The organism is Pseudomonas sp. BNK-15, from assembly GCF_047456105.1.
Lineage (GTDB): Bacteria > Pseudomonadota > Gammaproteobacteria > Pseudomonadales > Pseudomonadaceae > Aquipseudomonas > Aquipseudomonas putida_E.
This window is the reverse complement of record NZ_CP179898.1, coordinates 1-22,676: the sequence shown is the minus strand read 5'-3', so window position 1 is coordinate 22,676 and position 22,676 is coordinate 1. Positions and strand designations below refer to the sequence as shown.

At 58.1% G+C, this 22,676-nt stretch carries 21 protein-coding genes, 2 tRNA genes and 3 rRNA genes; 12 read left to right on the top strand and 14 right to left on the bottom strand.

Features of this window, described 5'->3' with window-relative positions; genetic code table 11:
• Positions 1–239 precede the first annotated feature (239 nt).
• Both ACMGF5_RS00130 and ACMGF5_RS00125 read left to right on the top strand, forming a co-directional pair.
• A complete protein-coding gene (locus ACMGF5_RS00130) occupies positions 240–644 on the top strand; it encodes a TraR/DksA family transcriptional regulator (protein ID WP_043213866.1) in 405 nt (134 codons plus the stop codon).
• Positions 645–826: 182 nt separating this feature from the next.
• A complete protein-coding gene (locus tag ACMGF5_RS00125) occupies positions 827–1,021 on the top strand; it encodes a hypothetical protein (protein WP_046785199.1) in 195 nt (64 codons plus the stop codon).
• A 7-nt stretch (positions 1,022–1,028) separates the two neighbouring features.
• Here the strand turns inward: ACMGF5_RS00125 and ACMGF5_RS00120 are convergent, their stop codons facing one another.
• Positions 1,029–1,214: a hypothetical protein gene (locus tag ACMGF5_RS00120; RefSeq protein WP_080952080.1), complete on the bottom strand. Its 186-nt coding sequence runs from the start codon at positions 1,212–1,214 to the stop codon at positions 1,029–1,031.
• A gap of 307 nt (positions 1,215–1,521) precedes the next feature.
• Between ACMGF5_RS00120 and ACMGF5_RS00115 the strand changes: the two genes are divergently transcribed.
• Both ACMGF5_RS00115 and ACMGF5_RS00110 read left to right on the top strand, forming a co-directional pair.
• Positions 1,522–1,992 carry a hypothetical protein gene (locus ACMGF5_RS00115; RefSeq protein ID WP_039602828.1) on the top strand — a complete coding sequence of 157 codons (471 nt, stop codon included), beginning with the start codon at positions 1,522–1,524 and terminating at the stop codon, positions 1,990–1,992.
• Complete coding sequence (locus tag ACMGF5_RS00110; RefSeq protein ID WP_115274318.1) at positions 1,989–2,201, top strand: hypothetical protein; 213 nt, start codon at positions 1,989–1,991, stop codon at positions 2,199–2,201. The genes ACMGF5_RS00115 and ACMGF5_RS00110 overlap by 4 nt, the downstream gene beginning before the upstream one ends.
• 12 nt (positions 2,202–2,213) lie before the next feature.
• Here ACMGF5_RS00110 and ACMGF5_RS00105 read toward each other — a convergent pair whose 3' ends face one another.
• The 7 genes from ACMGF5_RS00105 to ACMGF5_RS00075 all read right to left on the bottom strand — a co-directional run bounded on the left by ACMGF5_RS00105 (position 2,214) and on the right by ACMGF5_RS00075 (position 9,366).
• A complete protein-coding gene (locus ACMGF5_RS00105; RefSeq protein WP_046785197.1) occupies positions 2,214–2,579 on the bottom strand; it encodes a Na+/H+ antiporter subunit G in 366 nt (121 codons plus the stop codon).
• On the bottom strand, positions 2,576–2,854 hold the full coding sequence (locus ACMGF5_RS00100) for a K+/H+ antiporter subunit F (RefSeq protein WP_012315284.1): 279 nt from the start codon (positions 2,852–2,854) through the stop codon (positions 2,576–2,578). Before ACMGF5_RS00100 ends, ACMGF5_RS00105 begins: the two co-directional genes overlap by 4 nt.
• Positions 2,851–3,339, bottom strand: a complete 489-nt coding sequence (locus tag ACMGF5_RS00095; RefSeq protein ID WP_046785196.1) for a Na+/H+ antiporter subunit E — start codon at positions 3,337–3,339, stop codon at positions 2,851–2,853. The genes ACMGF5_RS00100 and ACMGF5_RS00095 overlap by 4 nt, the downstream gene beginning before the upstream one ends.
• Positions 3,336–5,015, bottom strand: coding sequence for a monovalent cation/H+ antiporter subunit D (locus tag ACMGF5_RS00090; RefSeq protein WP_115274319.1), 1,680 nt, complete (start codon positions 5,013–5,015; stop codon positions 3,336–3,338). Before ACMGF5_RS00090 ends, ACMGF5_RS00095 begins: the two co-directional genes overlap by 4 nt.
• Complete coding sequence (locus ACMGF5_RS00085; RefSeq protein WP_012315281.1) at positions 5,012–5,356, bottom strand: Na+/H+ antiporter subunit C; 345 nt, start codon at positions 5,354–5,356, stop codon at positions 5,012–5,014. The genes ACMGF5_RS00090 and ACMGF5_RS00085 overlap by 4 nt, the downstream gene beginning before the upstream one ends.
• Positions 5,356–8,271, bottom strand: a complete 2,916-nt coding sequence (locus tag ACMGF5_RS00080) for a monovalent cation/H+ antiporter subunit A (protein WP_414157480.1) — start codon at positions 8,269–8,271, stop codon at positions 5,356–5,358. Before ACMGF5_RS00080 ends, ACMGF5_RS00085 begins: the two co-directional genes overlap by 1 nt.
• 150 nt (positions 8,272–8,421) lie before the next feature.
• Complete coding sequence (locus tag ACMGF5_RS00075; RefSeq protein WP_115274321.1) at positions 8,422–9,366, bottom strand: DMT family transporter; 945 nt, start codon at positions 9,364–9,366, stop codon at positions 8,422–8,424.
• An 83-nt stretch (positions 9,367–9,449) separates the two neighbouring features.
• Here ACMGF5_RS00075 and ACMGF5_RS00070 point away from each other — a divergent pair, with 83 nt between their 5' ends.
• Complete coding sequence (locus ACMGF5_RS00070) at positions 9,450–10,013, top strand: helix-turn-helix domain-containing protein (protein ID WP_046785192.1); 564 nt, start codon at positions 9,450–9,452, stop codon at positions 10,011–10,013.
• Positions 10,014–10,017: 4 nt separating this feature from the next.
• Here the strand turns inward: ACMGF5_RS00070 and ACMGF5_RS00065 are convergent, their stop codons facing one another.
• Entirely contained in the window at positions 10,018–10,566 is a 549-nt protein-coding gene (locus ACMGF5_RS00065; RefSeq protein WP_414157479.1) for a cysteine hydrolase family protein, read from the bottom strand.
• A gap of 67 nt (positions 10,567–10,633) precedes the next feature.
• Complete coding sequence (gene soxR, locus ACMGF5_RS00060) at positions 10,634–11,086, bottom strand: redox-sensitive transcriptional activator SoxR (protein ID WP_046785190.1); 453 nt, start codon at positions 11,084–11,086, stop codon at positions 10,634–10,636.
• Between the two features lie 86 nt (positions 11,087–11,172).
• Between soxR and ACMGF5_RS00055 the strand changes: the two genes are divergently transcribed.
• A complete protein-coding gene (locus ACMGF5_RS00055) occupies positions 11,173–11,553 on the top strand; it encodes an antibiotic biosynthesis monooxygenase (protein WP_115274323.1) in 381 nt (126 codons plus the stop codon).
• Here the strand turns inward: ACMGF5_RS00055 and ACMGF5_RS00050 are convergent.
• Together ACMGF5_RS00050 and ACMGF5_RS00045 are read right to left on the bottom strand one after the other, a co-directional pair.
• A complete protein-coding gene (locus tag ACMGF5_RS00050) occupies positions 11,532–12,302 on the bottom strand; it encodes an alpha/beta hydrolase family protein (protein WP_174142513.1) in 771 nt (256 codons plus the stop codon). The genes ACMGF5_RS00055 and ACMGF5_RS00050 overlap by 22 nt on opposite strands.
• Positions 12,286–13,404, bottom strand: coding sequence for a DUF3182 family protein (locus ACMGF5_RS00045; protein ID WP_115275506.1), 1,119 nt, complete (start codon positions 13,402–13,404; stop codon positions 12,286–12,288). The genes ACMGF5_RS00050 and ACMGF5_RS00045 overlap by 17 nt, the downstream gene beginning before the upstream one ends.
• Positions 13,405–13,620: 216 nt before the next feature.
• Here ACMGF5_RS00045 and ACMGF5_RS00040 point away from each other — a divergent pair, with 216 nt between their 5' ends.
• Positions 13,621–15,429, top strand: coding sequence for an aminopeptidase P family protein (locus ACMGF5_RS00040; protein ID WP_115274325.1), 1,809 nt, complete (start codon positions 13,621–13,623; stop codon positions 15,427–15,429).
• A 56-nt stretch (positions 15,430–15,485) separates the two neighbouring features.
• Here ACMGF5_RS00040 and ACMGF5_RS00035 read toward each other — a convergent pair whose 3' ends face one another.
• Together ACMGF5_RS00035 and rhtA are read right to left on the bottom strand one after the other, a co-directional pair.
• A complete protein-coding gene (locus ACMGF5_RS00035; protein WP_039602547.1) occupies positions 15,486–15,767 on the bottom strand; it encodes a hypothetical protein in 282 nt (93 codons plus the stop codon).
• A 190-nt stretch (positions 15,768–15,957) separates the two neighbouring features.
• Positions 15,958–16,845, bottom strand: a complete 888-nt coding sequence (gene rhtA, locus ACMGF5_RS00030; protein ID WP_046785186.1) for a threonine/homoserine exporter RhtA — start codon at positions 16,843–16,845, stop codon at positions 15,958–15,960.
• Positions 16,846–17,452: 607 nt separating this feature from the next.
• Between rhtA and ACMGF5_RS00025 the strand changes: the two genes are divergently transcribed.
• The 5 genes from ACMGF5_RS00025 (at position 17,453) to rrf (ending at position 22,627) form a co-directional block, all read left to right on the top strand.
• Positions 17,453–18,989, top strand: a 16S ribosomal RNA gene (locus ACMGF5_RS00025).
• Between the two features lie 86 nt (positions 18,990–19,075).
• Positions 19,076–19,152, top strand: a tRNA-Ile gene (locus ACMGF5_RS00020).
• Between the two features lie 24 nt (positions 19,153–19,176).
• Positions 19,177–19,252: transfer RNA gene (locus ACMGF5_RS00015), tRNA-Ala, on the top strand.
• Between the two features lie 236 nt (positions 19,253–19,488).
• Positions 19,489–22,380: ribosomal RNA gene (locus tag ACMGF5_RS00010) — 23S ribosomal RNA — on the top strand.
• A gap of 131 nt (positions 22,381–22,511) precedes the next feature.
• A 5S ribosomal RNA gene (gene rrf, locus ACMGF5_RS00005) occupies positions 22,512–22,627 on the top strand.
• The 16S, 23S and 5S rRNA genes sit together here with 2 tRNA genes alongside, the layout of an rRNA operon.
• Positions 22,628–22,676: the final 49 nt, after the last annotated feature.

Sequence of the window (22,676 nt, the reverse complement as noted above, 5' to 3'; positions counted from 1 at the left end):
GGGGCTATACAGATGTACTGCCAGCAGTACCGCGAATCGGCAAACCGCCCCCGTCAGGCGCAAACCACGTCATTTCGCTCAATTACCCCGTCATTGGTGTTGCCCCTTGCGACGAGGGGCCTTAGACTGCCGCCCCCTGCAAAAGAGTGCCGATTGGCGCTTGAAGAATTCTGGTGCCGATGCCCAGGTGTCGGCGACACACGAATCGCCCAAATGCACATTTTTTCATAGAGAAATCGATGACCAAGGAACAGTTGCTGGCCATGTCGGCCGATGACTACATGAACGCTGAACAACTGGCCTTCTTCACTGGCCTGTTGCAGGCGATGAAAGTAGAAACCCATGAACGCATCGAGCTGAGCCGTGCCACTATCGAAAGCCTGGATACCCCGTCGGATCCTGCCGACGTGGCCTCGGTCGAAGAAGAACGTCACTGGCTGGTAAATGCCATCGAGCGTGACCAGCGCCTGCTACCGCAGTTGGAAATGGCCTTGGGCCGTATCGCTGACGAAAGCTTCGGCTGGTGTGACGACAGTGGTGAGCCGATCGGCCTGCAGCGCCTGCTGATCAGCCCGACCACCAAGTACTGCATCGAAGCCCAGGAGCGCCACGAGCAGCTCGATCGCCACCAGCGCCAGATCTGACCGAGCGTTGTGTGCCAGGCCCCACGGAGCGATCCTTGGGGCTTTTTGCGCTTGCTACCTTGTACCGGCCACTTTGTTGCTGCTGGCGCAATACTGCTGTACCAATGTTGGCTTTCTCCGGCGTGTTGGCGGGCGTATCATGGCTCTATCGTTAGGTTGCTAAGTAAATTCCGGAGGGAATGATGAATAGCCGAGTCGATGTGGCCGTGATGATTGGCTCAGGTGTGCCCGCTACCCTGCAGGCGCTGGGCCGCCGAGTATGTTGGGTGGTGCTGGTGAATGGCGAGCGTCGCGGCACTGCGTATGCAACACGTGGTGAGGCGCTGGAGTGTCAGGCGGCCTGGCTTAAACAGCTGGAGAAAGGCCGCGCTGCCTGACTGTGGTTCAGTTTTCGAGGCTACGGGCCAGTTCGCAGGCTTCATGGTGACGACGTCGAAACCCCTTTACTCTGCCGGTAGCGCTTTCAGTGACGTGGAAGAACTCGATGCCGGCAGGTATGACGACGTAACGCGGTATGGAGCGAGAATAAATGCGCTTTGCCTCTCGACGTGTTTCTGTGTTTTCGTGCATATTTCTTTCCCAGTAATGCGCTGATGGATTGCAGAGCCCGTTCTGCCGAAGGGCCTGGCGTTATCTATCGCATCTTTTCTGACGGAATAGTTGTAGGGCATTACGCTTCCCGGTTGGGGAATGTGCCTAAACCCGCCATTTGGGCAAAGTCTGGCAAGCAGGAGTAAAGTTTCCTCCATGCTGTATAGCCAGAAGGCACAGACGTTATGCACATCGCTTCATTACTCTTTTCGCCTATCGAAATGAAAGGGCCGTGCCTCACCGGTGGTGAGTGGGGGCGGATGTTACCGGTTTGAGGATTACTTCATTGGCAGTCAGTACTCTGGATACCCACGCTTTGTTCGCCCTTGGCGATTTGCGCGGTAAGTTGGCCAAGCTGTTTCAGGGCCGCTTCGTTTATGTCACCGAGCAGAACCCTGAAGGCCTCTATATGGCCGAAATCGACACCGAGAGTGCGTTGGTGGTCGATGACAAGCAGCGTTTGGAATTGAAGGTGGGTGACCACTTTCGTGCTGCCGTATTGCCCAGTCGTGAAGGCGGCAAGTTGGAAATGCGCTTTCGTGAGATCAAACTGAACGTCTACGGCGTGGGGGACTATGCCTTTGTCTCGGTGCCGGAGGGTGAAGGTATCGTGTTCCGTGAAGGCCAAGGCGTAATGCTGGTGTTCGCGGCTCAACAGCAAGTCCAAGAGGGCCTTGGCAAGCTGCTCAAGGCCGTGACCGGTAAGGTCGCAAAATGGCGCAAGGGCGAGTTGACCACGTTCAAGGCGAGTGAATGAACGAGGGGCAGGAGGCGGATGGCAGCCGTGCCGCGTTCCATCGACAACATAAGGCCATGGCCGTGGCTCAGGCAGAACGTTTGCTGGCGCGGCGCGATGAGATGCAGGCCGCCTGGTTGACTTGGGTGGCGGCCCAGCTCTATCAATCAGGCCCGCCTCCCTACGTCGCCATGGTGCGCCGGGAGTTGCAGCGGATCACCCAGGAATGAGCGTGCCGCACATCAATTGCCCCCCGCTTGGCCGCTACTGACTTCTTCGGGTACTGCTTCCCCGGACATGCGTTTGCGAAACAGTGCCGCCCTGGCCAATAGTAGCGTAGTGACCGGTAATGTGATCGACAGTAGAACTGGGATCAACCAAGCGTGCAGTACAGGGCCTTGCTTGAGCCATGAGAAGTAGATGATCGAAGCCAAGGCAACGCACCAGGCCCCGATGGTCGAGGCCAGTGCTGGTGGGTGCATGCGCTGGAAATAATCCTTGAGGCGCAGCAGGCCAATGGCCCCGATCAACGCGAACAGGCTGCCGAGCAGCAGCAGGGCAGCGGTAACTAGCTCGAGCCAGAGCGGTAGTTCAAGAACTTCGGTCATTCTATTACCTCACCACGCAGCAAGAACTTGGCCAGGGCAAACGAGCCGACAAAGCCGAAAAGCGCAATCAGCAGAGCACCTTCAAAGTAGGTATCGCTGGCATAGCGGATTCCCAATACCAGCATCATGAGCATGGCCAGGATGTACAGGTAGTCCAGTGCCAGTACCCGGTCCTGGGCGGAGGGGCCGCGAAACAACCGGATCAGCGTCAGGCCCATGGCCAAGGCGAAGATGAACAAGCTGGCGAGCACTGCATAGGCTAGCAGGCCTGTCATTGGAAAATCTCCATCAGCGGTCGTTCATAGGTGTGTTTGAAGTGCTCGATAAAAGCGTTCTCATCCTTGAGGTCGAACACGTGCAGCAACAGGACGCTGCGGTCCAGGGCCAGTTCTGACCAGACGGTACCGGGCACTACGGTAGTGATCATCGATAGTGCCGCCAGGCCGTGGGCGTCGCGCAGGTCCAGCGGGATATGGACAAAGGCAGAGCGAGGCGGATGTTGCCCGGCGCGCAGCACGCGCAGGGCTACTTGCAGGTTGGACTGGATGACATCGATACCCACCCGGCCAATCAGGCTCGCTATCACCAGCGGCCTGCGCACATGGGCGTGCTGGGGGCGCAACGGTGCCATCAGCAGTGGCGCCAGAAAGCCAAGCGCGGCTGCGAGCAGCAGATTACCCGGGCTGACCGAGAGGTTCAGCAGCAACCACAGTATGAACAGTGCTACAGACAACAGCGGTGCGGGGAAAAGTCGGCTCATGGCTGCACCTGTGCGTCGAGCGTGGTCGGGCCAGGGATAGGCTGTACAGCCATTACGGCCCTGATGTAGGTGTCAGGGGTCTGCAGGCTGGCTGCAGTGTCCTGGGTGTAACGTAGCAGCGGCTCGGCTCTGAAGCTGAGCATGATGCACAGGCCCAGCAAAATGACGATCGGCAGGCATTCGTAGTGTCGCAGCGCGGGGGAGGGCCGCTCTTCAGGCTTCCAGAAGCGCTGGATGCCCACGCGGCCGAAAGCGATCAACGAGGCCATGCCGGACAGGATGAGCAGGGCTACCAGCGCCCAGCCGGCTGCTGACAGTGGTTGCTCGGCCGGCACGCCCAACCCCAGTGGGTTGAACAGCGCGCTGATCAAGCTGAGTTTGCCGACGAAGCCGGAGAGCGGTGGCATGCCGATGATCAGCAACGCACAGGCAATGAAGCTCAGGCCCAGGAACGCCATGGTCCAGGGAATGATCTGGCCTATGACTGCCTTCTGCTCATCGTCGAGGTTTATGCCTTTAGGTGGGTGCAACGACTCGAGTGGCGAGGGCATGCTGCCTTCTTCGTCCTCCAGTGGTGGCTCATTGGCCGAGCGAGAGCGCTCCACCAGCTCGGCGAGCAGGAACAATGCACACAGTGCCAGGGTTGAATTGACCAGATAGAACAACGCTGCTCCGGTCAGGGCTGGCTGAGCAAAGCCGATCGCGCCAAGCAGGGTGCCTGCCGAAACCAGTATGCTCAGTGCTGCCATGCGCTCCAGGCGTTGTGCGGCAAGTATCGACACGGCTGCGATGGCAAGCGTGACCAAGCCCCCATAGATCAGCCATTGCCCGCCGAAATGCGCCGATGCACCGGCTTGACCCGAGAACAACAGGGACCAGAGCCGTAACACAGCGTACAGGCCAACCTTGGTCATGATGGCGAACAATGCGGCTACGGGTGCGCTGGCCGAGGCATAGGCCGGAACCAGCCAGAAATTCAGCGGCCAGATGCCGGCCTTTGCCAGGAAGGCTATGGCCAGGATTGCCGCGCCCGCGTGCAGCAAACCACGGTCGGCTTCGGGCACCAACGGTACTTTCAGCGCGAGGTCGGCCATGTTGAGGGTGCCGGTTACGCCGTAAAGCATCGCGGCGCCAATCAGAAACAGCGAAGAAGCGAACAGGTTGATGGCAATGTAGTGCAGGCCGGCCCGCACCCGCGCTCGCCCCGATCCGTGCAGCAGCAGGCCATAAGAGGCCGCTAGCAGCACTTCGAAAAAGACGAACAGGTTGAACAGATCGGCTGTCAGGAAGGCACCATACAGGCCCATCAGCTGGATCTGGAACAGTGCGTGGAAGCTGGCGCCGGCGCTGTCCCAGCGGGCGCGAGCGAACAGCAGGGCGCTGATGCCGATGACCCCGGTCAAAGTCAGCAGCAGCGCCGACAGGTGATCAACCACCAGCACGATGCCGAAAGGCGCGGGCCAGTTGCCCGGCAGGTACACACCGATCGATTCCGCCTGGCCCTGGACGCGCACCCACAGCAGCAGGCTGACGGCGATGACCAGGCCGCTGAAGGTGGACAGCAGGTTGAGGCGCGCCTTGAGCAGGCGGTGCTTCTCGCCCAGTATCAGCATCACTGCTGCGGTCAGCAACGGCAGCAGGATGGGGGCGATGATCAGTCGGCTCATCTCACTCATTCATCACGCTCCCGGCCATCCACGTGGTCGGTGCCGGTCAGGCCGCGAGATGCCAGCAGCACCACCAGAAACAGGGCGGTCATGGCAAAGCTGATGACGATGGCCGTCAGAACCAGCGCCTGGGGCAGTGGGTCGGTGTAGTGCAGCAGGTCCTGTGTCACGCCTTCCTTGATGATCGGCTCCTTGCCGATGAACAGGCTGCCCATACTGAAGATGAACAGGTTGACGCCATACGACAGCAGGCACAGGCCCATGATCACCTGATAGGTCCGTGGGCGCAGGATAAGCCACACGCCCGATGCTGCCAGTACGCCGATGGCGACTGCGATGACTTCTTCCATCAGGCGGCTCCTGCTTGGCTGGGTTTGGACGGATTACCCGGGCGGTAGGCTCGCACCGACTGGTGTGCCAGGGCTGTGAGGATCAGCAGGGTCGAGCCGACCACAACGGTGTACACGCCCACGTCGAAGAACAGCGCGCTGGCCACATGCACATCGCCCAGCACTGGCAGGTGCAGGTGGGCGGTATGCGTGGTCAGGAACGGGTAGCCCAGCAGCATGGCGCCGACCCCTGTCAGTGTTGCGCACAATAGCCCGGTGCCCATCCAGCGCAGTGGGCGCAGGCTCATCTGGGCTTCGACCCATTGGGTCCCTGCGACCATGTACTGGAGGATGAATGCCACCGACATCACCAGGCCAGCGACAAAGCCACCGCCAGGCTGGTTGTGGCCCCGCATGAACAGGTACATCGAGATCAGCAGGGCGATCGGCAGCAGCAGTCGTACCAGCACCGCAGGCACCATCATGAAGCCCAAAGCTGTGTCGGTGGCATGGCGCGGGTTGATCAGGTCGGTGACCACGTCGGGTGCAAGCTGGCGCTGCTGAGCTGGCAGTTGCATGCTCTCCTTGGGTGGGCGGAAGCGGCGCAGCAGGGCGAATACGGTCAGGGCGACGGCCACCAGCACGGTGATCTCGCCCAGGGTGTCGAAGCCGCGGAAGTCAACCAGCATCACGTTGACCACGTTGGTACCGCCACCTTGTGGCAAGGCTCGGCTCAGGTAGAACGAGGAAATGTCGTTCGGCGTTGGTCGTGTCAGCATGGCGTAGGACAGCAGCGCCATGCCGCCGCCGACCAGGATTGCCAGCAGCAGGTCGCGCACGCGCCGCATGCGGGCACGGTCGAGGCTGCCGGGCAGCGGTGAGACGCCCTCGATACGCCGCGGCAGCCAGCGCAGGCCGAGCAGGATCAGTACCGTCGTGACAACCTCGACGACCAGTTGGGTCAGCGCCAGGTCAGGTGCGGAGAACCATACGAAGGTGATGCAGGTCATGAGGCCGCAGACGCCAACCATGATCAAGGCGGCCAAACGGTGATACTTGGCTTGGTAGGCGGCGCCAATGGCGCAGGCGATAGCGATCAGCCAAAGGGCGACGAACACACCTGAGCCCGGGATTTTAGGGCGCTCGCCCCAACTCAGGCCGCTGTACAGCATTGGTGTGAGCCCCGCGAGGAAGGCGGCAAGCACCAGCATGAACAGTTGCGCCTGCAGGCGGCGAGTGGTCAGCAGCCCCTCGATGCGCCGTGCCAGTAACATCAGGTGCACCTGGCCGTGCTCGAACAGGCGCTTGCCATTGAAACGCTCGATCAGGGGTGGATACGGGAAGCGGCCTCGGCGCAACTGGTTGCGTAGCAGCAGATAGAGCACGATACCGCCGCTCATGGCCACCAGGCTCATGATCAGCGGGGCATTCCAGCCGTGCCAGATGGCCAGGCTGTACTCCGGCAGAGTACCACCCACCACTGGAAGGGCTGCAGCGGCCAGCAACGGGCCGACCGACTGGGCAGGGAAAATGCCCACCACCAGGCAGGTAAGCACCAGCAGTTCGACTGGCGCGCGCATCCAGCGTGGTGGTTCGTGAGGTGTGTGAGGCAGGTCTTGGGCGGCAGGGCCAAAGAACACGTCAACGGTGAAGCGCAAAGCGTAGGCAACGCTGAAAGTGCCGGCCAAGGTGGCTATTACCGGCAGCGCGGCCTCGACCCAAGCGGTGGAGCTGATGAACACGGTTTCGGCGAAGAACATTTCCTTGGACAGGAAACCGTTCATCAATGGCACGCCGGCCATCGAGGCGCTCGCCACCATCGCCAGGGTCGCGGTGTAGGGCACCAGACGGATCAGCCCGCTGAGGCGGCGGATGTCACGGGTGCCGCTTTCGTGGTCAATGATGCCGGCGGCCATGAACAGCGAGGCCTTGAAAGTGGCATGGTTGAGTATGTGAAACACGGCGGCCACTGCGGCGAGTGGGCTATTCAAACCCAATAGAAGCGTGATCAGGCCCAGGTGGCTGATGGTCGAGTAAGCCAGCAGGCCCTTGAGATCATTCTGGAACATCGCTGCGAAGGCCCCCAGCAGCAGGGTTATGGCCCCCGCGCCACCGACGATCCAGAACCACTCCTCGCTGCCCGAAAGCACCGGCCACAACCGGGCCAGTAAAAACACCCCGGCCTTCACCATGGTTGCCGAGTGCAGATAAGCTGAAACCGGGGTCGGTGCTGCCATGGCATGAGGTAGCCAGAACTGGAAGGGGAACTGCGCGCTCTTGCTCAATGCTCCGACCAGGATCAGGGGCAGCAGCACTGGATACAGCGCGTGCTGGCGAATGGTCTCGCCGGCAGCCAGCACTTTGTCCAGGTCATAGCTGCCCACTACATGGCCAAGCAACAGGGCGCCGACCAACAGGCACAGGCCGCCGGCGCCGGTAACCATCAACGCCATGTAGGCGCCGCGTCGGGCGTCGGCGCGGTGGTGCCAGTAGCCGATCAGCAGGAACGAGAACAGGCTGGTCAGCTCCCAGAAAAACACCAGCTGGATCAGGTTGCCCGAGATCACCAGGCCGAGCATGGCGCCCATGAACGCCAGAAAGAAGGCAAAGAAGCGTGGTACCGGGTCCTGTGGCGACATGTAGTAGCGCGCGTACAGCGACACCAGGGTGCCTATGCCCAGTACCAGCAGCGAGAACAGCCAGGCGAAGCCGTCCATGCGCAGGACCAGGTTCAGGCCCAGGCTGGGCAGCCAGAGAAACTCCTCGCGGATGACACCGCCGTGGGCAACCTGGGGGTACAGCAGTGCTACCTGGACGGTGCCGACCAGGGCCACGAGCCCAGCCAGGATGGACTCGGCGTTACGTGCGTTGTGCGGCAGCACAGCTGCCAGGCAACTGCCCAAGAACGGCAGAAGCAGTAGCACTATCAAGGACATAGCGTTCTATTCTGGAAAGGTTTGCCAAGGATCATACGTGCCGTGCAGTTGATCACCAACACGCAAGCTGTCGCAGAATCATACAAACAGGGTGTGACAAGCTGTTTTTTTATAACAGTTTTTTACAGAGCATAGCTGCCGTTCACTACTTTACAGCCCGCCTTCGCGTTCGCCCTCTACCTCAAGCTCTTCGCTTTCATTGCGCAGGCGTCGAACTTTAAGTTCGCTGACCACCACGGCGATGACGATCATCAGGCCGCCTATGAGTGCCACACCGGGCAGACGCTCGCCTGCGATACGGCCGACGATGCCAGCCCACACCGGCTCGCCGGCGTAGATGAGTGTGGCGCGGGTTGGCGATACCGATTTCTGCGCCCAGTTCATCGCCACCTGGATCACTGCGCTCATGGCACCCAAGCCCAGTGCACTTAGCAACAATAGCCAGGAGAAGTCGGGGATGCGCTCCTGAGTCGGTAAGATCATCAGGAACGACAGCAGCGAGGCGGTGGCCAGTTGCACTACGGTGACGCGGCGCACATCGACCTGCCCGGCATACCGGCTGATCAGAATGATCTCGGCCGCAATGGCCACGGCGCTTACCAGGGTCACGATTTCGCCTTCGCTGAAACGCAGGGTACCGCCCTCGGGGCCAGCGAGCAGCATCAGGCCGAGGAACGCCAGGCAGATTCCCAGGCTTGGCATCAGCCCTGGCCGACGGCCAAGCACCAGCCACTGCAACAGCGGTACGAAGGGCACATACAGTGCAGTAATAAAGGCCGACTGGCTGCTGCTGATGGTTTGCAGGCCCATGGTTTGCAAACCATAACCGAGCATGATGGTCGCACCAATCAGCGCGCCGGCCTTCAATTCGGTGAGTGTCAGCCCAGGCAGCGCGCGTATCGAGACCAGGCCGACGAACAAGGCGGCTGCAGCAAACCTCAGGCCGACGAAGAACATCGGGCCACTCACGGTCATGACGTTGTGCACCAGCAGGAATGTGCCGCCCCACAGCATGGTGATGAACACCAGTAGCACCTCGGCCTTGCTCAGGCGCAAGGATACGGTGGTCTGCTGGCGGTTGATCGGTTGGCTCATGGTCTTGCTTACTCGGAAGTGGCAGCGCACAATCGCCGCAAAGTGGGCAGTATACTGCGCAACCTTTAAAAGTGAGCAATATAGTGCACAAAGATTCCGCGCACCGTGCTTCGGTGCTCCAGCATGTGAGCCTCAACGTTCGTGGTCTGCGCAATGCGGTGGGGATGAGCCAGAGTGCCTTGGCCGAGCGCTCAGGTGTCAGCCGGCGCATGCTGGTGGCGATCGAGGCTGGTGAGAAGAACGTCAGCCTGACTACGCTCGACCTGATAGCTGAAGCGTTGGGGGTTGCCTTCAGCCGGCTGATCCAGGCGCCCGACCAGCGCGATACCAGCCGCATCGACGAACTGGCCTGGGCCGGTGAGCATCCCCAGAGCAAGGCGGTGCTGCTGGCCAGCAGCACCGCTCGGCGAGAGGTGGAGATCTGGGAGTGGACCCTGGCGCCGGGAGAGTGCTACACCAGTGAAGCCGATGCCGAGGGCTGGAGCGAGCAGATCTATGTGGCTGAAGGGCAACTGACGCTGATCATCGAGCAGATCGAGCACTGCCTGCACGTCGGTCAGTTCCATGTATTTCCCAGTAACTGCCGCTATGCCTACCGCAACGATGGTGCCGTGCCGACGCGCTTCGTACGCAACGTGGTAATTTGAACGGTCAGTTGTTCAGAAGCTCATCGGTCTTCACCACTTTGGCGTACGCAAAAGCGAGTGCAGCCATCACCGAATCGTGCACCTGGGCTGCCGGTATTTGCTTGCCATTGAACTCAAGGGGCAGGGTGGCGCAGGCATCGTGCGCCACCGTGACATCGTAGCCAAAGTCAGCTGCTGCTCGCGTGGCGGCATCGACGCACATGTGGCTCATGCTGCCGACTATGGTGAGTGTTTTTACACCTTGGTCATCGAGCGTGCGCTTGAGATCGGTATCAAGAAATGCATTCACCTTGTGCTTGAGCACGACGGGCTCGTCTTCCAGCGGCTGGACTTTTGCGTGAATCGCAGCGCCTTGGGTGTCGGGAGTGAAGAACGGCGCGTCTTCGCTTTCGAACTCATGCCGCACATGCACCACAAGGTCGCCTCGCTGGCGTGCCGCGGCCAGCAGCTTTGCCGCATTGTCGGCCGCTGGGTTGGCGCCTTCCAGGGGCCACTTGCCTCCGGGGAAATAGTCGTTCTGGATGTCGATGATAATCAGCGCCTGCTTGCTCATGCTGCCTCCTGGGTCAGTAGCATCGGGTGCCATTAGTTATAGGCGGTGCGCGGGATGAATGCGTAGTTCAGGGCAGATGCGGCCCGGGCCCCTCGCCGGCGAGGTGATCCTGGCGGTTGCGAAGCGGGCAGTCCTTCAGCGACATGCAACCGCAGCCGATGCAGCCGTCAAGTTGATCGCGCAACAGGATCATTTCGCCAATGCGCCGATCGAGGTCTTCGCGCCAGCCTTCGGACAATCGTCGCCAGTCCTCGGCGGTAGGAATGTGATCATTTGGTAGCGTCGCCAGGGCCCTGGCGATGTTGGCCAGCGGGATGCCCAAGCGCTGAGCCATCTTGATCACCGCCACGCGGCGCAGCATCGCCCGTGGGTAACGGCGCTGGTTGCCGGCGTTGCGGGAACTCTGGATCAGGCCTTTGGTTTCATAAAAGTGCAGAGCGGTTACCGCCACACCGCTGCGCGCGGCCAGCTGGCCGACACTGAGCAGCTTTTCGTGGGTGGTCGGCGTATGTCTGGGCATGCGAAAAAGCTCTTGACCTTGAGTTAACTGGAGGTTTTACCCTGCCGATCATCGCGCTGCAAGCGTCCGGAGCAAGGAGACTGCCCATGTTGGCCATGCCGCAACCGCTGTGGTTCACCCAGATGATCGAATATGAAGTGCCTGCCACCCGCCAGGAGGCACTTGCCCACGCATTGGTAATTCGCGCTGAGGAGCTGGCCTCGCGTTTTGAGGGACTGCAAGAAGTCAGCATCCAGGCCAGCGATGACGGTAGCCGCGTATTGCAGTGTCTACAGTGGCAATCACGACAGGCTTGGGTAGCGGCAACTGCGTCTTTTGTCGAAGAGCCCTTCCTCGAAATCGTGCGTCGACATCAGGCGCGCAGCGTCAACTTTGCCGCTTATCAGGCGTTACGAAGCCTGGCGCGGGGTGTCGACGGTGGCCTGCACTGCCAGGTCGGCGCGCCTCAGGCATACCAAGGGGCATAGTGGGGATAGCGGTCCAGGCGCGCGCCTATCACCATCTCGCTGATCCACGATGCGAGGATCGAACTGTAGGCTTTCTGGCTTTGCTCGCTCGATAGTGCGTGGTCGGCGCCGTCGACGATGCGGTGGGTAAGCGAGTGGGCGCTGACGAAAGCCGAACGGTAGCTCATCAGCGTGGTGTGCGGCACATAGTCGTCCTGTTCCGACTCGACCAGCAGCACATCGCCAGCGAACTCCGCGCAGGCAGCCAGGGCGCGATTGTCACCTGGGCCAAGCAGGCGCTGGCGGTAGGCTTTCAGGCGCTGACGGTCCAGGGTCTGTTTGGGCTTGTCCCATTCGTCGTCCCAGTACATCGCAGGTACGCGCAGAGCCAGCCACTTCACTGGGCGGTGCAGGGTCAGCAAGGTGGCTAGGTAGCCGCCATAGCTGCTGCCGATGATGGCGATCGCACAGTTGTCCACCGCGGGGTGGCTGACCAGGCGGTCATAAGCAGCCAGCAAATCTTTGAGGTTCTGCTCGCGTGTAACCGTAAGGCGCTGGCTTTCGGTTTTTTCGTGGCCCCGCAGGTCAAAGGTCATGCACACGCAACCGAGCCCTGTGATATGCCGGGCCCGTGCAAGGTCGCGTTGCTGGCTACCGCCCCAGCCATGTACGAAAAGGATCCCGGGCATCTTGCTTCCGGGGCTGACCAAGGTACCGGCGATGCTGTCGTCGTCGACCTGCAATTCGACGGTTTCACTCTGAATGGCCATACTCGCGAATCCGCGCGTACTTGCAGAATTGTCCGAGTTCACTGTCGTTTCCTTGATAGAAGAGGGTGGCGTCAGTGGGAAGGTTGGGTGTACCGAATATTTCATGGGTGGAGGCTCGCACCCGTTGCAGTGCCGGGTCATCGGCAAAGGCCTGCAGGGCCAGCAGCTCAGCGCTGCTGGCCCCACCCAAACGCCAGGATTGTTCAAGTACGCCACTGCGCAGGTGGCCCTCAGGGTTTTTGCCGCGGGCGATGTCGTAGTTGCGCCGGGAGGCGATGAAGCCTGGGAAGTGCTGCTCGGCTGCATGCTCATAGGTCAGGGCCTGGTTGATGGCAAGGCGCAGGTGGTCCTCCAGTGGCAGTTGCAACAAGGCCTGGTAGTCGCCGCGCACCACCAGCAGGTCGGAGCCTCCGTATACCTCGGTACCTTGGTGGTCCTGGGTCAACTGCTGGGTGCCGAGGTAGCTGCAGGTCAGGCCGGCGACACGCACTTGGCCAACGCTGAAGGTTTCCACTTCACTGAGGTCCTCCTCCAGCACCAGCCCCCACAAGGCCAGGCCCTGATCATCAATGTTGGCCAACAATGGTTCCAGTTCATCCAGTTGAACGATCACCTGTTGCCCACGCCCCGCGCATGCCAGCACCGGCTTGAGCCGTACTGCGCCATCGCGCAGCAGTAACTGCGCGGCCCGCCGGGCATCGGCTTTGCTGAATACGGTGTAACCGCACAGCAGGGCATCGCTGGCCTGGCGGGCGAAGTCGTCAGTCCAGCCTGGGGGGAAGGTGGCATTGGCAGGCAGCGGGTGGGAGATCGCTTTGGTTGCCATATAAGGATGACTGACCAAGCCCCCGAACAGGTCATGTTCCGTTCGGATGCCGAGGTGGGCATAACGTTGCGGGTCGATGAGGGTTTCAGTGGGTAGGTAGTAATAGTGGTCGGCGGCTTTGGGTGGCAGATCAGGGGTTGCTCGCGCGCACCCTAGAAGCTCGGCCAGGCCATCAGCCAGCTTCAGGTGCACTGCGTGTTCGTGCTCAGGGGTGTGATCGCGAGCATCGAGGAGGACGACCCCCGCTTTTGATTCGCAGGTGCTGGGCATGGGCATCAGCCTGTCTGCAATGAATGTACTGATTGTGAAGCCCATGGTTTGGGGAAGTTCAGGTGGAAGCGATCGATGGTTCGTAGTGGCAGGAACCGCTGTTCCTTTGCACGCGCAACGATGGCTTGCAGGCCGCGAGTCAGTCGTCGCGATTGCAGGGTGAGGTTGGCTGTTCCATTATCGTGCATCTGGATCAACCAAGATGTTACCGCAGGAGTGCGAATGAACGTTCATACCACCCGTGAGCAGAGGGTTCCCGAGCGCCTGATGCGTGTGCGCGAGGTAATGGCCAGGGAGGGGGTCGATGCCCTGCTGGTGCCCTCAGCCGACCCTCATCTTTCTGAGTACCTGCCGGGCTATTGGCAGGGGCGGCGGTGGCTGTCGGGCTTCGATGGTTCGGTGGGTACGTTGGTGGTCACTGCAAATTTTGCAGGGGTGTGGGCCGATAGCCGTTACTGGGAGCAAGCTATCAAGGAGTTGGCGGGTAGCGGCATCGAACTCATGAAGCTGCAGCCGGGTAAGCCGGGTGCGCTGGAATGGCTGGGCGACAATGTCCCGGCCAAAGGAACAGTGGCCGTGGATGGGGCGGTCATGGCGCTGGCGTCTGCGCGCCAGCTCGAGGAGCGCCTCAGGGGGCGCGGCATTCGCTTGGTAACCAGCCAGGATTTGCTTGCCGAGGTTTGGGAAGAGCGCCCTGCGCTGCCGAGTAACCCTGTGTATCAGCACCTGCCGCCTCACGCCACAGTCAGTCGGTCGGAAAAGCTTGCCCAGTTGCGCCGCACCATGGAAGAGAAGGGCGCAGACTGGCACTTCATTGCGACCCTGGATGACATCGCCTGGCTGTTCAATTTGCGCGGTAGTGATGTCTCCTACAACCCGGTATTCGTTTCCTTTGCGTTGATCAGCCAGCGGCGCGCCGCTTTATTCGTTGGCGCTGGAAAGCTTGACGCGCATTTGCGCCATGTACTGGAAGCCGATGGTATCGAGGTGCGTGATTATTCGGAGATCGGCGAAGCGCTGTCACAGGTACCTGCCGGCGGCCGGCTTTTGGTCGATCCTGCGCGCGTGACCTGTGGCCTGCTCAAGAACCTAGGCCCCCAGGTTTCGCTGATTGAAGGGCCGAACCCGACCACATTGAGCAAATCACGCAAGGGTGAAGATGAGCTGGTCCATATACGCCACACCATGGAGCAGGATGGCGCAGCGCTGTGTGAGTTCTTCGCCTGGTTTGAGGCGAGTCAAGGTAAGGAACCCATCACCGAACTGACCATCGATGAACAACTGAGTGCTGCGCGTGCACGGCGCCCCGGCTTCGTCTCGCTGAGTTTCTCGACCATTGCAGCTTTCAATGCCAATGGTGCAATGCCCCATTACCGTGCCACCGAGCAATCTCACGCGGTCATTGAAGGCAATGGCTTGCTGCTTATCGACTCGGGAGGGCAGTATCTGGGCGGAACCACCGACATCACGCGGATGGTTCCGGTGGGCACTCCGACGTTTGAGCAGAAGCAGGATTGCACTCGGGTGCTCAAGGGTATGATCGCTCTGTCACGCGCCACATTCCCGCGCGGTATTCTTTCGCCCTTGCTCGATGCTATCGCGAGGGCGCCGATTTGGGCGGATCAGGTCGACTATGGCCATGGTACCGGGCACGGTGTCGGCTATTTCATGAATGTGCATGAAGGGCCGCAGGTCATTGCCTATCAGGCTGCTACCGCGCCGCAGACCGCTATGCAGGAAGGGATGATCAGTTCCATCGAGCCAGGGACCTATCGCCCTGGCGCTTGGGGGGTGCGCATCGAGAACCTGGTGGTCAACCGGGCATCGGGCAAAAGTGAGTTCGGTGATTTCCTCGATTTCGAGACCCTGACGTTATGCCCTATCGATGCACGCTGCCTGCTCACCGAGTGCCTCACCAAGGATGAACTGGCGTGGCTCAACGGCTACCACGCGACGGTTCGCGAGCGCCTTGCTCCCCTGCTGTCAGGCGACGCATTGGCTTGGCTTGAAGCTCGCACAGCAGCATTGTGAGCAGTCGGGGTGGGCAGTAGATAAAAGAAGGGCAGCTCACGAGCTGCCCTTTCTGTTTACTTGCAGATGACGATCATGCTGCGGCTGGTATACCCGGCTGGGTTGATGCCGAAGAGGTAATCACCCGGCTCTTCGTCGGTGTCTCCAGAACGGGCGATGACCTTGTAACCGCGTGTGCTGCAGGCCGTGGCGGCCTTGCTGTAGCACTTGTCCCAGGATGAGGAGAGGCCGGAGCAGTTGATGTGCAGGCCCTTCTTCCCTTTTTTGACCTCAGTCTTGGCCGTTGCGGCACATCCGGCAATGGCCAAGACGGCCAGGATGAGCAAAATACGTTTCATTCCTGTCCTTAAATGCAGGGTTGATCAGTTGTCTGACCCTGTCGTTATCGCTTCGGTTCTTCCTGAATAGCCTTTGACATCCGTGTGCATGCAAGTAGATAGCGTAAAGATTATGGTTTTGTGACAGCTTAATCAGCAGGACTGCGCGCTACAATGGCCAATTCCGGGTCAAATGAAAATATTTCTCAAATCAGTCGGCTGCAACAGGGGGCTTCGCGTCGCGGCGCATGGACAGCGTGGCACCCACTGATGCGGCAATGATGGCGAGAATGGCCAGCCACTGGGTTACGCTCAGCAACTCGCCCAGGAACAATAAACCGGAAAGGGCACCAATGGCCGGTTCTATGCTCATCAGAGTGCCGAATGTACGGGCTGGCATGCGGGTCAGGGCGACCATTTCCAGGCTATAGGGCAGGGCGGTCGAGAGTATTGCGACCCCTAGGGCCAGTGGTATGAGCGCAGGTGTCAACAGTGCGGTGCCGGCATGAACGATACCGATCGGCGCAACAAATATCGCCGCGACCACTACACCCAGTGCTGCGCTCTGAATCCCGTGTTCTGCTCCGGCGCGTTGGCCAAAGAGGATATACAGGGCCCAGCACACGCCGGCACCCAGTGCATAGGCGGCTCCCGTGAGGTCGAGGGGCTGGCCGCCATGGCCGACCGGGATCAGCAGCAGCAGGCCGCTGACTGCCAGTGCAATCCACAGGAAATCAATGGCGCGCCGCGACGCGAAAAGCGCTACGGCCAATGGGCCGGTGAACTCGAGGGCTACGGCGATGCCCAGTGGTGTTGTCTGCAGTGCCATATAAAAGAGGAAATTCATCCCGCCCAGGGCCATGCCGTAGATGATCACATTGCGCAGCGTCTTGGTGGTCATCCGTACGCGCCAAGGGCGCAGAATTAGAAGCATGATGATGCTGGCGAAGATCAGGCGCAGGGTTGTGGTGCCTTGTGCGCCGATGATCGGGAACATGCTTTTGGCCAGGGAGGCACCGGACTGTATCGATGCCATGGCGATAAGCAGCAGGCCTATAGGAAACAGCATGGTGGCCAAGCTGCGGGGCTGGGTGTTCATTTGTACGCGGCAATCCTTTTAATGATGGGTGTGGGTGTGCAATATAGTGCGCAATTGCAAAGGTGAGGTGCAAGGTGCCCGCCAAAACACCTTCTTGCATGTATGTTCAGTGATTTGAAATAAAGCCTTGACGCCCTCTTGAATCCCCTTATAATGCGCCCCACTTCCAGCGTAGTCGGAATGAGAAACTCCTTGAAATTCAAAGAGTTGCTTAATCCAGGTAGTACTGGTGGTGCTTCGATCGCCTGATCGATAGCGGTTGAAATGGTGGTTGACAGCGCTTCTAAGTGCTGTATGATTCGCCTCCCGCTACGAGAGATCGCAGCGAGCCAAGTGTTTGAAGTTGAACGAGTTTCTCGCAAAAAACTTCAAAATAAACGCTTGACAGGCTCTGAGGAAAGCGTAGAATGCGCGCCTCGGTTGAGACGAAAAGCTCTTAACCAAACGCTCTTTAACAAATCGAATCAAGCAATTCGTGTGGGTGCTTGTGAGTACGGACTGATAGTCAGAAAGATTATCAGCATCACAAGTGACCATGCGAGAAATCACATAGTCATTTGAGATTGCTGAGCCAAGTTTAGGGTTTCTTAAAAACCCAATCAGTATTGAACTGAAGAGTTTGATCATGGCTCAGATTGAACGCTGGCGGCAGGCCTAACACATGCAAGTCGAGCGGATGACGGGAGCTTGCTCCTTGATTCAGCGGCGGACGGGTGAGTAATGCCTAGGAATCTGCCTGGTAGTGGGGGACAACGTTTCGAAAGGAACGCTAATACCGCATACGTCCTACGGGAGAAAGCAGGGGACCTTCGGGCCTTGCGCTATCAGATGAGCCTAGGTCGGATTAGCTAGTTGGTGGGGTAATGGCTCACCAAGGCGACGATCCGTAACTGGTCTGAGAGGATGATCAGTCACACTGGAACTGAGACACGGTCCAGACTCCTACGGGAGGCAGCAGTGGGGAATATTGGACAATGGGCGAAAGCCTGATCCAGCCATGCCGCGTGTGTGAAGAAGGTCTTCGGATTGTAAAGCACTTTAAGTTGGGAGGAAGGGCATTAACCTAATACGTTAGTGTTTTGACGTTACCGACAGAATAAGCACCGGCTAACTCTGTGCCAGCAGCCGCGGTAATACAGAGGGTGCAAGCGTTAATCGGAATTACTGGGCGTAAAGCGCGCGTAGGTGGTTTGTTAAGTTGGATGTGAAAGCCCCGGGCTCAACCTGGGAACTGCATCCAAAACTGGCAAGCTAGAGTACGGTAGAGGGTGGTGGAATTTCCTGTGTAGCGGTGAAATGCGTAGATATAGGAAGGAACACCAGTGGCGAAGGCGACCACCTGGACTGATACTGACACTGAGGTGCGAAAGCGTGGGGAGCAAACAGGATTAGATACCCTGGTAGTCCACGCCGTAAACGATGTCAACTAGCCGTTGGAATCCTTGAGATTTTAGTGGCGCAGCTAACGCATTAAGTTGACCGCCTGGGGAGTACGGCCGCAAGGTTAAAACTCAAATGAATTGACGGGGGCCCGCACAAGCGGTGGAGCATGTGGTTTAATTCGAAGCAACGCGAAGAACCTTACCAGGCCTTGACATGCAGAGAACTTTCCAGAGATGGATTGGTGCCTTCGGGAACTCTGACACAGGTGCTGCATGGCTGTCGTCAGCTCGTGTCGTGAGATGTTGGGTTAAGTCCCGTAACGAGCGCAACCCTTGTCCTTAGTTACCAGCACGTTATGGTGGGCACTCTAAGGAGACTGCCGGTGACAAACCGGAGGAAGGTGGGGATGACGTCAAGTCATCATGGCCCTTACGGCCTGGGCTACACACGTGCTACAATGGTCGGTACAGAGGGTTGCCAAGCCGCGAGGTGGAGCTAATCTCACAAAACCGATCGTAGTCCGGATCGCAGTCTGCAACTCGACTGCGTGAAGTCGGAATCGCTAGTAATCGCGAATCAGAATGTCGCGGTGAATACGTTCCCGGGCCTTGTACACACCGCCCGTCACACCATGGGAGTGGGTTGCACCAGAAGTAGCTAGTCTAACCTTCGGGAGGACGGTTACCACGGTGTGATTCATGACTGGGGTGAAGTCGTAACAAGGTAGCCGTAGGGGAACCTGCGGCTGGATCACCTCCTTAATCGACGACATCAGCCTGCTGATGAGCTCCCACACGAATTGCTTGATTCTTTGTATAAAGACGATGCTGTAACGCGACCCTGTTATAGGTCTGTAGCTCAGTTGGTTAGAGCGCACCCCTGATAAGGGTGAGGTCGGCAGTTCAAATCTGCCCAGACCTACCATTACATGGTTCAGCCGTAGAATACGGGGCCATAGCTCAGCTGGGAGAGCGCCTGCCTTGCACGCAGGAGGTCAGCGGTTCGATCCCGCTTGGCTCCACCACTTTTGCAGTAACTTGTCAGAACTTAGAAATGAACATTCGGCTTGAATGTTGATTTCTGGCTTTTGTCAGATCGTTCTTTAAAAATTCGGATATGTGATAGAAATAGACTGAACACCAGTTTCACTGCTGGTGGATCAGGCTAAGGTAAAATTTGTGAGTTCTGCTCGAAAGAGCAACATGCGAATTTTCGGCGAATGTCGTCTTCACAGTATAACCAGATTGCTTGGGGTTATATGGTCAAGTGAAGAAGCGCATACGGTGGATGCCTTGGCAGTCAGAGGCGATGAAAGACGTGGTAGCCTGCGATAAGCTTTGGGGAGTCGGCAAACAGACTGTGATCCAGAGATCTCTGAATGGGGGAACCCACTCAGCATAAGCTGAGTATCTTGTACTGAATACATAGGTGCAAGAGGCGAACCAGGGGAACTGAAACATCTAAGTACCCTGAGGAAAAGAAATCAACCGAGATTCCCTTAGTAGTGGCGAGCGAACGGGGACCAGCCCTTAAGTTGGTTTGAGATTAGTGGAACGCTCTGGAAAGTGCGGCCATAGTGGGTGATAGCCCCGTACACGAAAATCTCTTATCAATGAAATCGAGTAGGACGGAGCACGAGAAACTTTGTCTGAACATGGGGGGACCATCCTCCAAGGCTAAATACTACTGACTGACCGATAGTGAACCAGTACCGTGAGGGAAAGGCGAAAAGAACCCCGGAGAGGGGAGTGAAATAGATCCTGAAACCGTATGCGTACAAGCAGTGGGAGCCTACTTTGTTAGGTGACTGCGTACCTTTTGTATAATGGGTCAGCGACTTATATTCAGTGGCGAGCTTAACCGAATAGGGGAGGCGTAGCGAAAGCGAGTCTTAATAGGGCGTTTAGTCGCTGGGTATAGACCCGAAACCGGGCGATCTATCCATGGGCAGGTTGAAGGTTAGGTAACACTGACTGGAGGACCGAACCGACTACCGTTGAAAAGTTAGCGGATGACCTGTGGATCGGAGTGAAAGGCTAATCAAGCTCGGAGATAGCTGGTTCTCCTCGAAAGCTATTTAGGTAGCGCCTCATGTATCACTGTAGGGGGTAGAGCACTGTTTCGGCTAGGGGGTCATCCCGACTTACCAAACCGATGCAAACTCCGAATACCTACAAGTGCCGAGCATGGGAGACACACGGCGGGTGCTAACGTCCGTCGTGAAAAGGGAAACAACCCAGACCGTCAGCTAAGGTCCCAAAGTCATGGTTAAGTGGGAAACGATGTGGGAAGGCTTAGACAGCTAGGAGGTTGGCTTAGAAGCAGCCACCCTTTAAAGAAAGCGTAATAGCTCACTAGTCGAGTCGGCCTGCGCGGAAGATGTAACGGGGCTCAAACCATGCACCGAAGCTACGGGTATCACCTTTGGTGATGCGGTAGAGGAGCGTTCTGTAAGCCTGTGAAGGTGAGTTGAGAAGCTTGCTGGAGGTATCAGAAGTGCGAATGCTGACATGAGTAACGACAATGCGAGTGAAAAACTCGCACGCCGAAAGACCAAGGTTTCCTGCGCAACGTTAATCGACGCAGGGTTAGTCGGTCCCTAAGGCGAGGCTGAAAAGCGTAGTCGATGGAAAACAGGTTAATATTCCTGTACTTCCAGTTATTGCGATGGAGGGACGGAGAAGGCTAGGCCAGCTTGGCGTTGGTTGTCCAAGTTTAAGGTGGTAGGCTGAGATCTTAGGCAAATCCGGGATCTCAAAGCCGAGAGCTGATGACGAGTTGCCTTTAGGCGACGAAGTGGTTGATGCCATGCTTCCAAGAAAAGCTCCTAAGCTTCAGATAACTGGGAACCGTACCCCAAACCGACACAGGTGGTTAGGTAGAGAATACCAAGGCGCTTGAGAGAACTCGGGTGAAGGAACTAGGCAAAATGGCACCGTAACTTCGGGAGAAGGTGCGCCGGTGAGGGTGAAGGACTTGCTCCGTAAGCTCATGCCGGTCGAAGATACCAGGCCGCTGCGACTGTTTATTAAAAACACAGCACTCTGCAAACACGAAAGTGGACGTATAGGGTGTGACGCCTGCCCGGTGCCGGAAGGTTAATTGATGGGGTTAGCGCAAGCGAAGCTCTTGATCGAAGCCCCGGTAAACGGCGGCCGTAACTATAACGGTCCTAAGGTAGCGAAATTCCTTGTCGGGTAAGTTCCGACCTGCACGAATGGCGTAACGATGGCGGCGCTGTCTCCACCCGAGACTCAGTGAAATTGAAATCGCTGTGAAGATGCAGTGTATCCGCGGCTAGACGGAAAGACCCCGTGAACCTTTACTATAGCTTTGCACTGGACTTTGAATTTGCTTGTGTAGGATAGGTGGGAGGCTTTGAAGTGGGGACGCCAGTTCTCATGGAGCCATCCTTGAAATACCACCCTGGCAACTTTGAGGTTCTAACTCAGGTCCGTTATCCGGATCGAGGACAGTGTATGGTGGGTAGTTTGACTGGGGCGGTCTCCTCCCAAAGAGTAACGGAGGAGTACGAAGGTGCGCTCAGACCGGTCGGAAATCGGTCGTAGAGTATAAAGGCAAAAGCGCGCTTGACTGCGAGACAAACACGTCGAGCAGGTACGAAAGTAGGTCTTAGTGATCCGGTGGTTCTGTATGGAAGGGCCATCGCTCAACGGATAAAAGGTACTCCGGGGATAACAGGCTGATACCGCCCAAGAGTTCATATCGACGGCGGTGTTTGGCACCTCGATGTCGGCTCATCACATCCTGGGGCTGAAGCCGGTCCCAAGGGTATGGCTGTTCGCCATTTAAAGTGGTACGCGAGCTGGGTTTAGAACGTCGTGAGACAGTTCGGTCCCTATCTGCCGTGGACGTTTGAGATTTGAGAGGGGCTGCTCCTAGTACGAGAGGACCGGAGTGGACGAACCTCTGGTGTTCCGGTTGTCACGCCAGTGGCATTGCCGGGTAGCTATGTTCGGAAGAGATAACCGCTGAAAGCATCTAAGCGGGAAACTTGCCTCAAGATGAGATCTCACTGGGATCTTGAATCCCCTAAAGGGCCGTCGAAGACTACGACGTTGATAGGTTGGGTGTGTAAGCGCTGTGAGGCGTTGAGCTAACCAATACTAATTGCCCGTGAGGCTTGACCATATAACACCCAAGCAATTTGCTTCTGTAGATTGTGGTGGTGAAGACGAAAGAACCGAAAGTTCGCAACATCACAACTATCGCATATCCGAATTCGCTGGGCTGTCCATCTGGACATTCTGGCTACAGAATTTCTTGACGACCATAGAGCATTGGAACCACCTGATCCCATCCCGAACTCAGTAGTGAAACGATGCATCGCCGATGGTAGTGTGGGGTTTCCCCATGTGAGAGTAGGTCATCGTCAAGATTCATTTCGCAAAACCCCTATCTGCGCAAGCAGGTAGGGGTTTTGTCTT

Excerpts from the sequence above, each read along its gene's own strand:
- ACMGF5_RS00120 (WP_080952080.1), bottom strand. The coding sequence starts at position 1,214 with ATGCACGAAAACACAGAAACACGTCGAGAGGCAAAGCGCATTTATTCT.
- ACMGF5_RS00125 (WP_046785199.1), top strand. The coding sequence starts at position 827 with ATGAATAGCCGAGTCGATGTGGCCGTGATGATTGGCTCAGGTGTGCCC.
- ACMGF5_RS00080 (WP_414157480.1), bottom strand. The coding sequence starts at position 8,271 with ATGTCCTTGATAGTGCTACTGCTTCTGCCGTTCTTGGGCAGTTGCCTG.
- ACMGF5_RS00065 (WP_414157479.1), bottom strand. The coding sequence starts at position 10,566 with ATGAGCAAGCAGGCGCTGATTATCATCGACATCCAGAACGACTATTTC.
- ACMGF5_RS00130 (WP_043213866.1), top strand. The coding sequence starts at position 240 with ATGACCAAGGAACAGTTGCTGGCCATGTCGGCCGATGACTACATGAAC.
- ACMGF5_RS00085 (WP_012315281.1), bottom strand. The coding sequence starts at position 5,356 with ATGGAAGAAGTCATCGCAGTCGCCATCGGCGTACTGGCAGCATCGGGC.
- ACMGF5_RS00095 (WP_046785196.1), bottom strand. The coding sequence starts at position 3,339 with ATGAGCCGACTTTTCCCCGCACCGCTGTTGTCTGTAGCACTGTTCATA.
- ACMGF5_RS00105 (WP_046785197.1), bottom strand. The coding sequence starts at position 2,579 with ATGACCGAAGTTCTTGAACTACCGCTCTGGCTCGAGCTAGTTACCGCT.
- ACMGF5_RS00110 (WP_115274318.1), top strand. The coding sequence starts at position 1,989 with ATGAACGAGGGGCAGGAGGCGGATGGCAGCCGTGCCGCGTTCCATCGA.
- ACMGF5_RS00045 (WP_115275506.1), bottom strand. The coding sequence starts at position 13,404 with ATGCCCATGCCCAGCACCTGCGAATCAAAAGCGGGGGTCGTCCTCCTC.
- ACMGF5_RS00090 (WP_115274319.1), bottom strand. The coding sequence starts at position 5,015 with ATGAGTGAGATGAGCCGACTGATCATCGCCCCCATCCTGCTGCCGTTG.
- ACMGF5_RS00050 (WP_174142513.1), bottom strand. The coding sequence starts at position 12,302 with ATGGCCATTCAGAGTGAAACCGTCGAATTGCAGGTCGACGACGACAGC.
- ACMGF5_RS00035 (WP_039602547.1), bottom strand. The coding sequence starts at position 15,767 with ATGAAACGTATTTTGCTCATCCTGGCCGTCTTGGCCATTGCCGGATGT.
- ACMGF5_RS00040 (WP_115274325.1), top strand. The coding sequence starts at position 13,621 with ATGAACGTTCATACCACCCGTGAGCAGAGGGTTCCCGAGCGCCTGATG.
- ACMGF5_RS00075 (WP_115274321.1), bottom strand. The coding sequence starts at position 9,366 with ATGAGCCAACCGATCAACCGCCAGCAGACCACCGTATCCTTGCGCCTG.
- ACMGF5_RS00100 (WP_012315284.1), bottom strand. The coding sequence starts at position 2,854 with ATGACAGGCCTGCTAGCCTATGCAGTGCTCGCCAGCTTGTTCATCTTC.
- soxR (WP_046785190.1), bottom strand. The coding sequence starts at position 11,086 with ATGCCCAGACATACGCCGACCACCCACGAAAAGCTGCTCAGTGTCGGC.
- rhtA (WP_046785186.1), bottom strand. The coding sequence starts at position 16,845 with ATGAACACCCAGCCCCGCAGCTTGGCCACCATGCTGTTTCCTATAGGC.
- ACMGF5_RS00055 (WP_115274323.1), top strand. The coding sequence starts at position 11,173 with ATGTTGGCCATGCCGCAACCGCTGTGGTTCACCCAGATGATCGAATAT.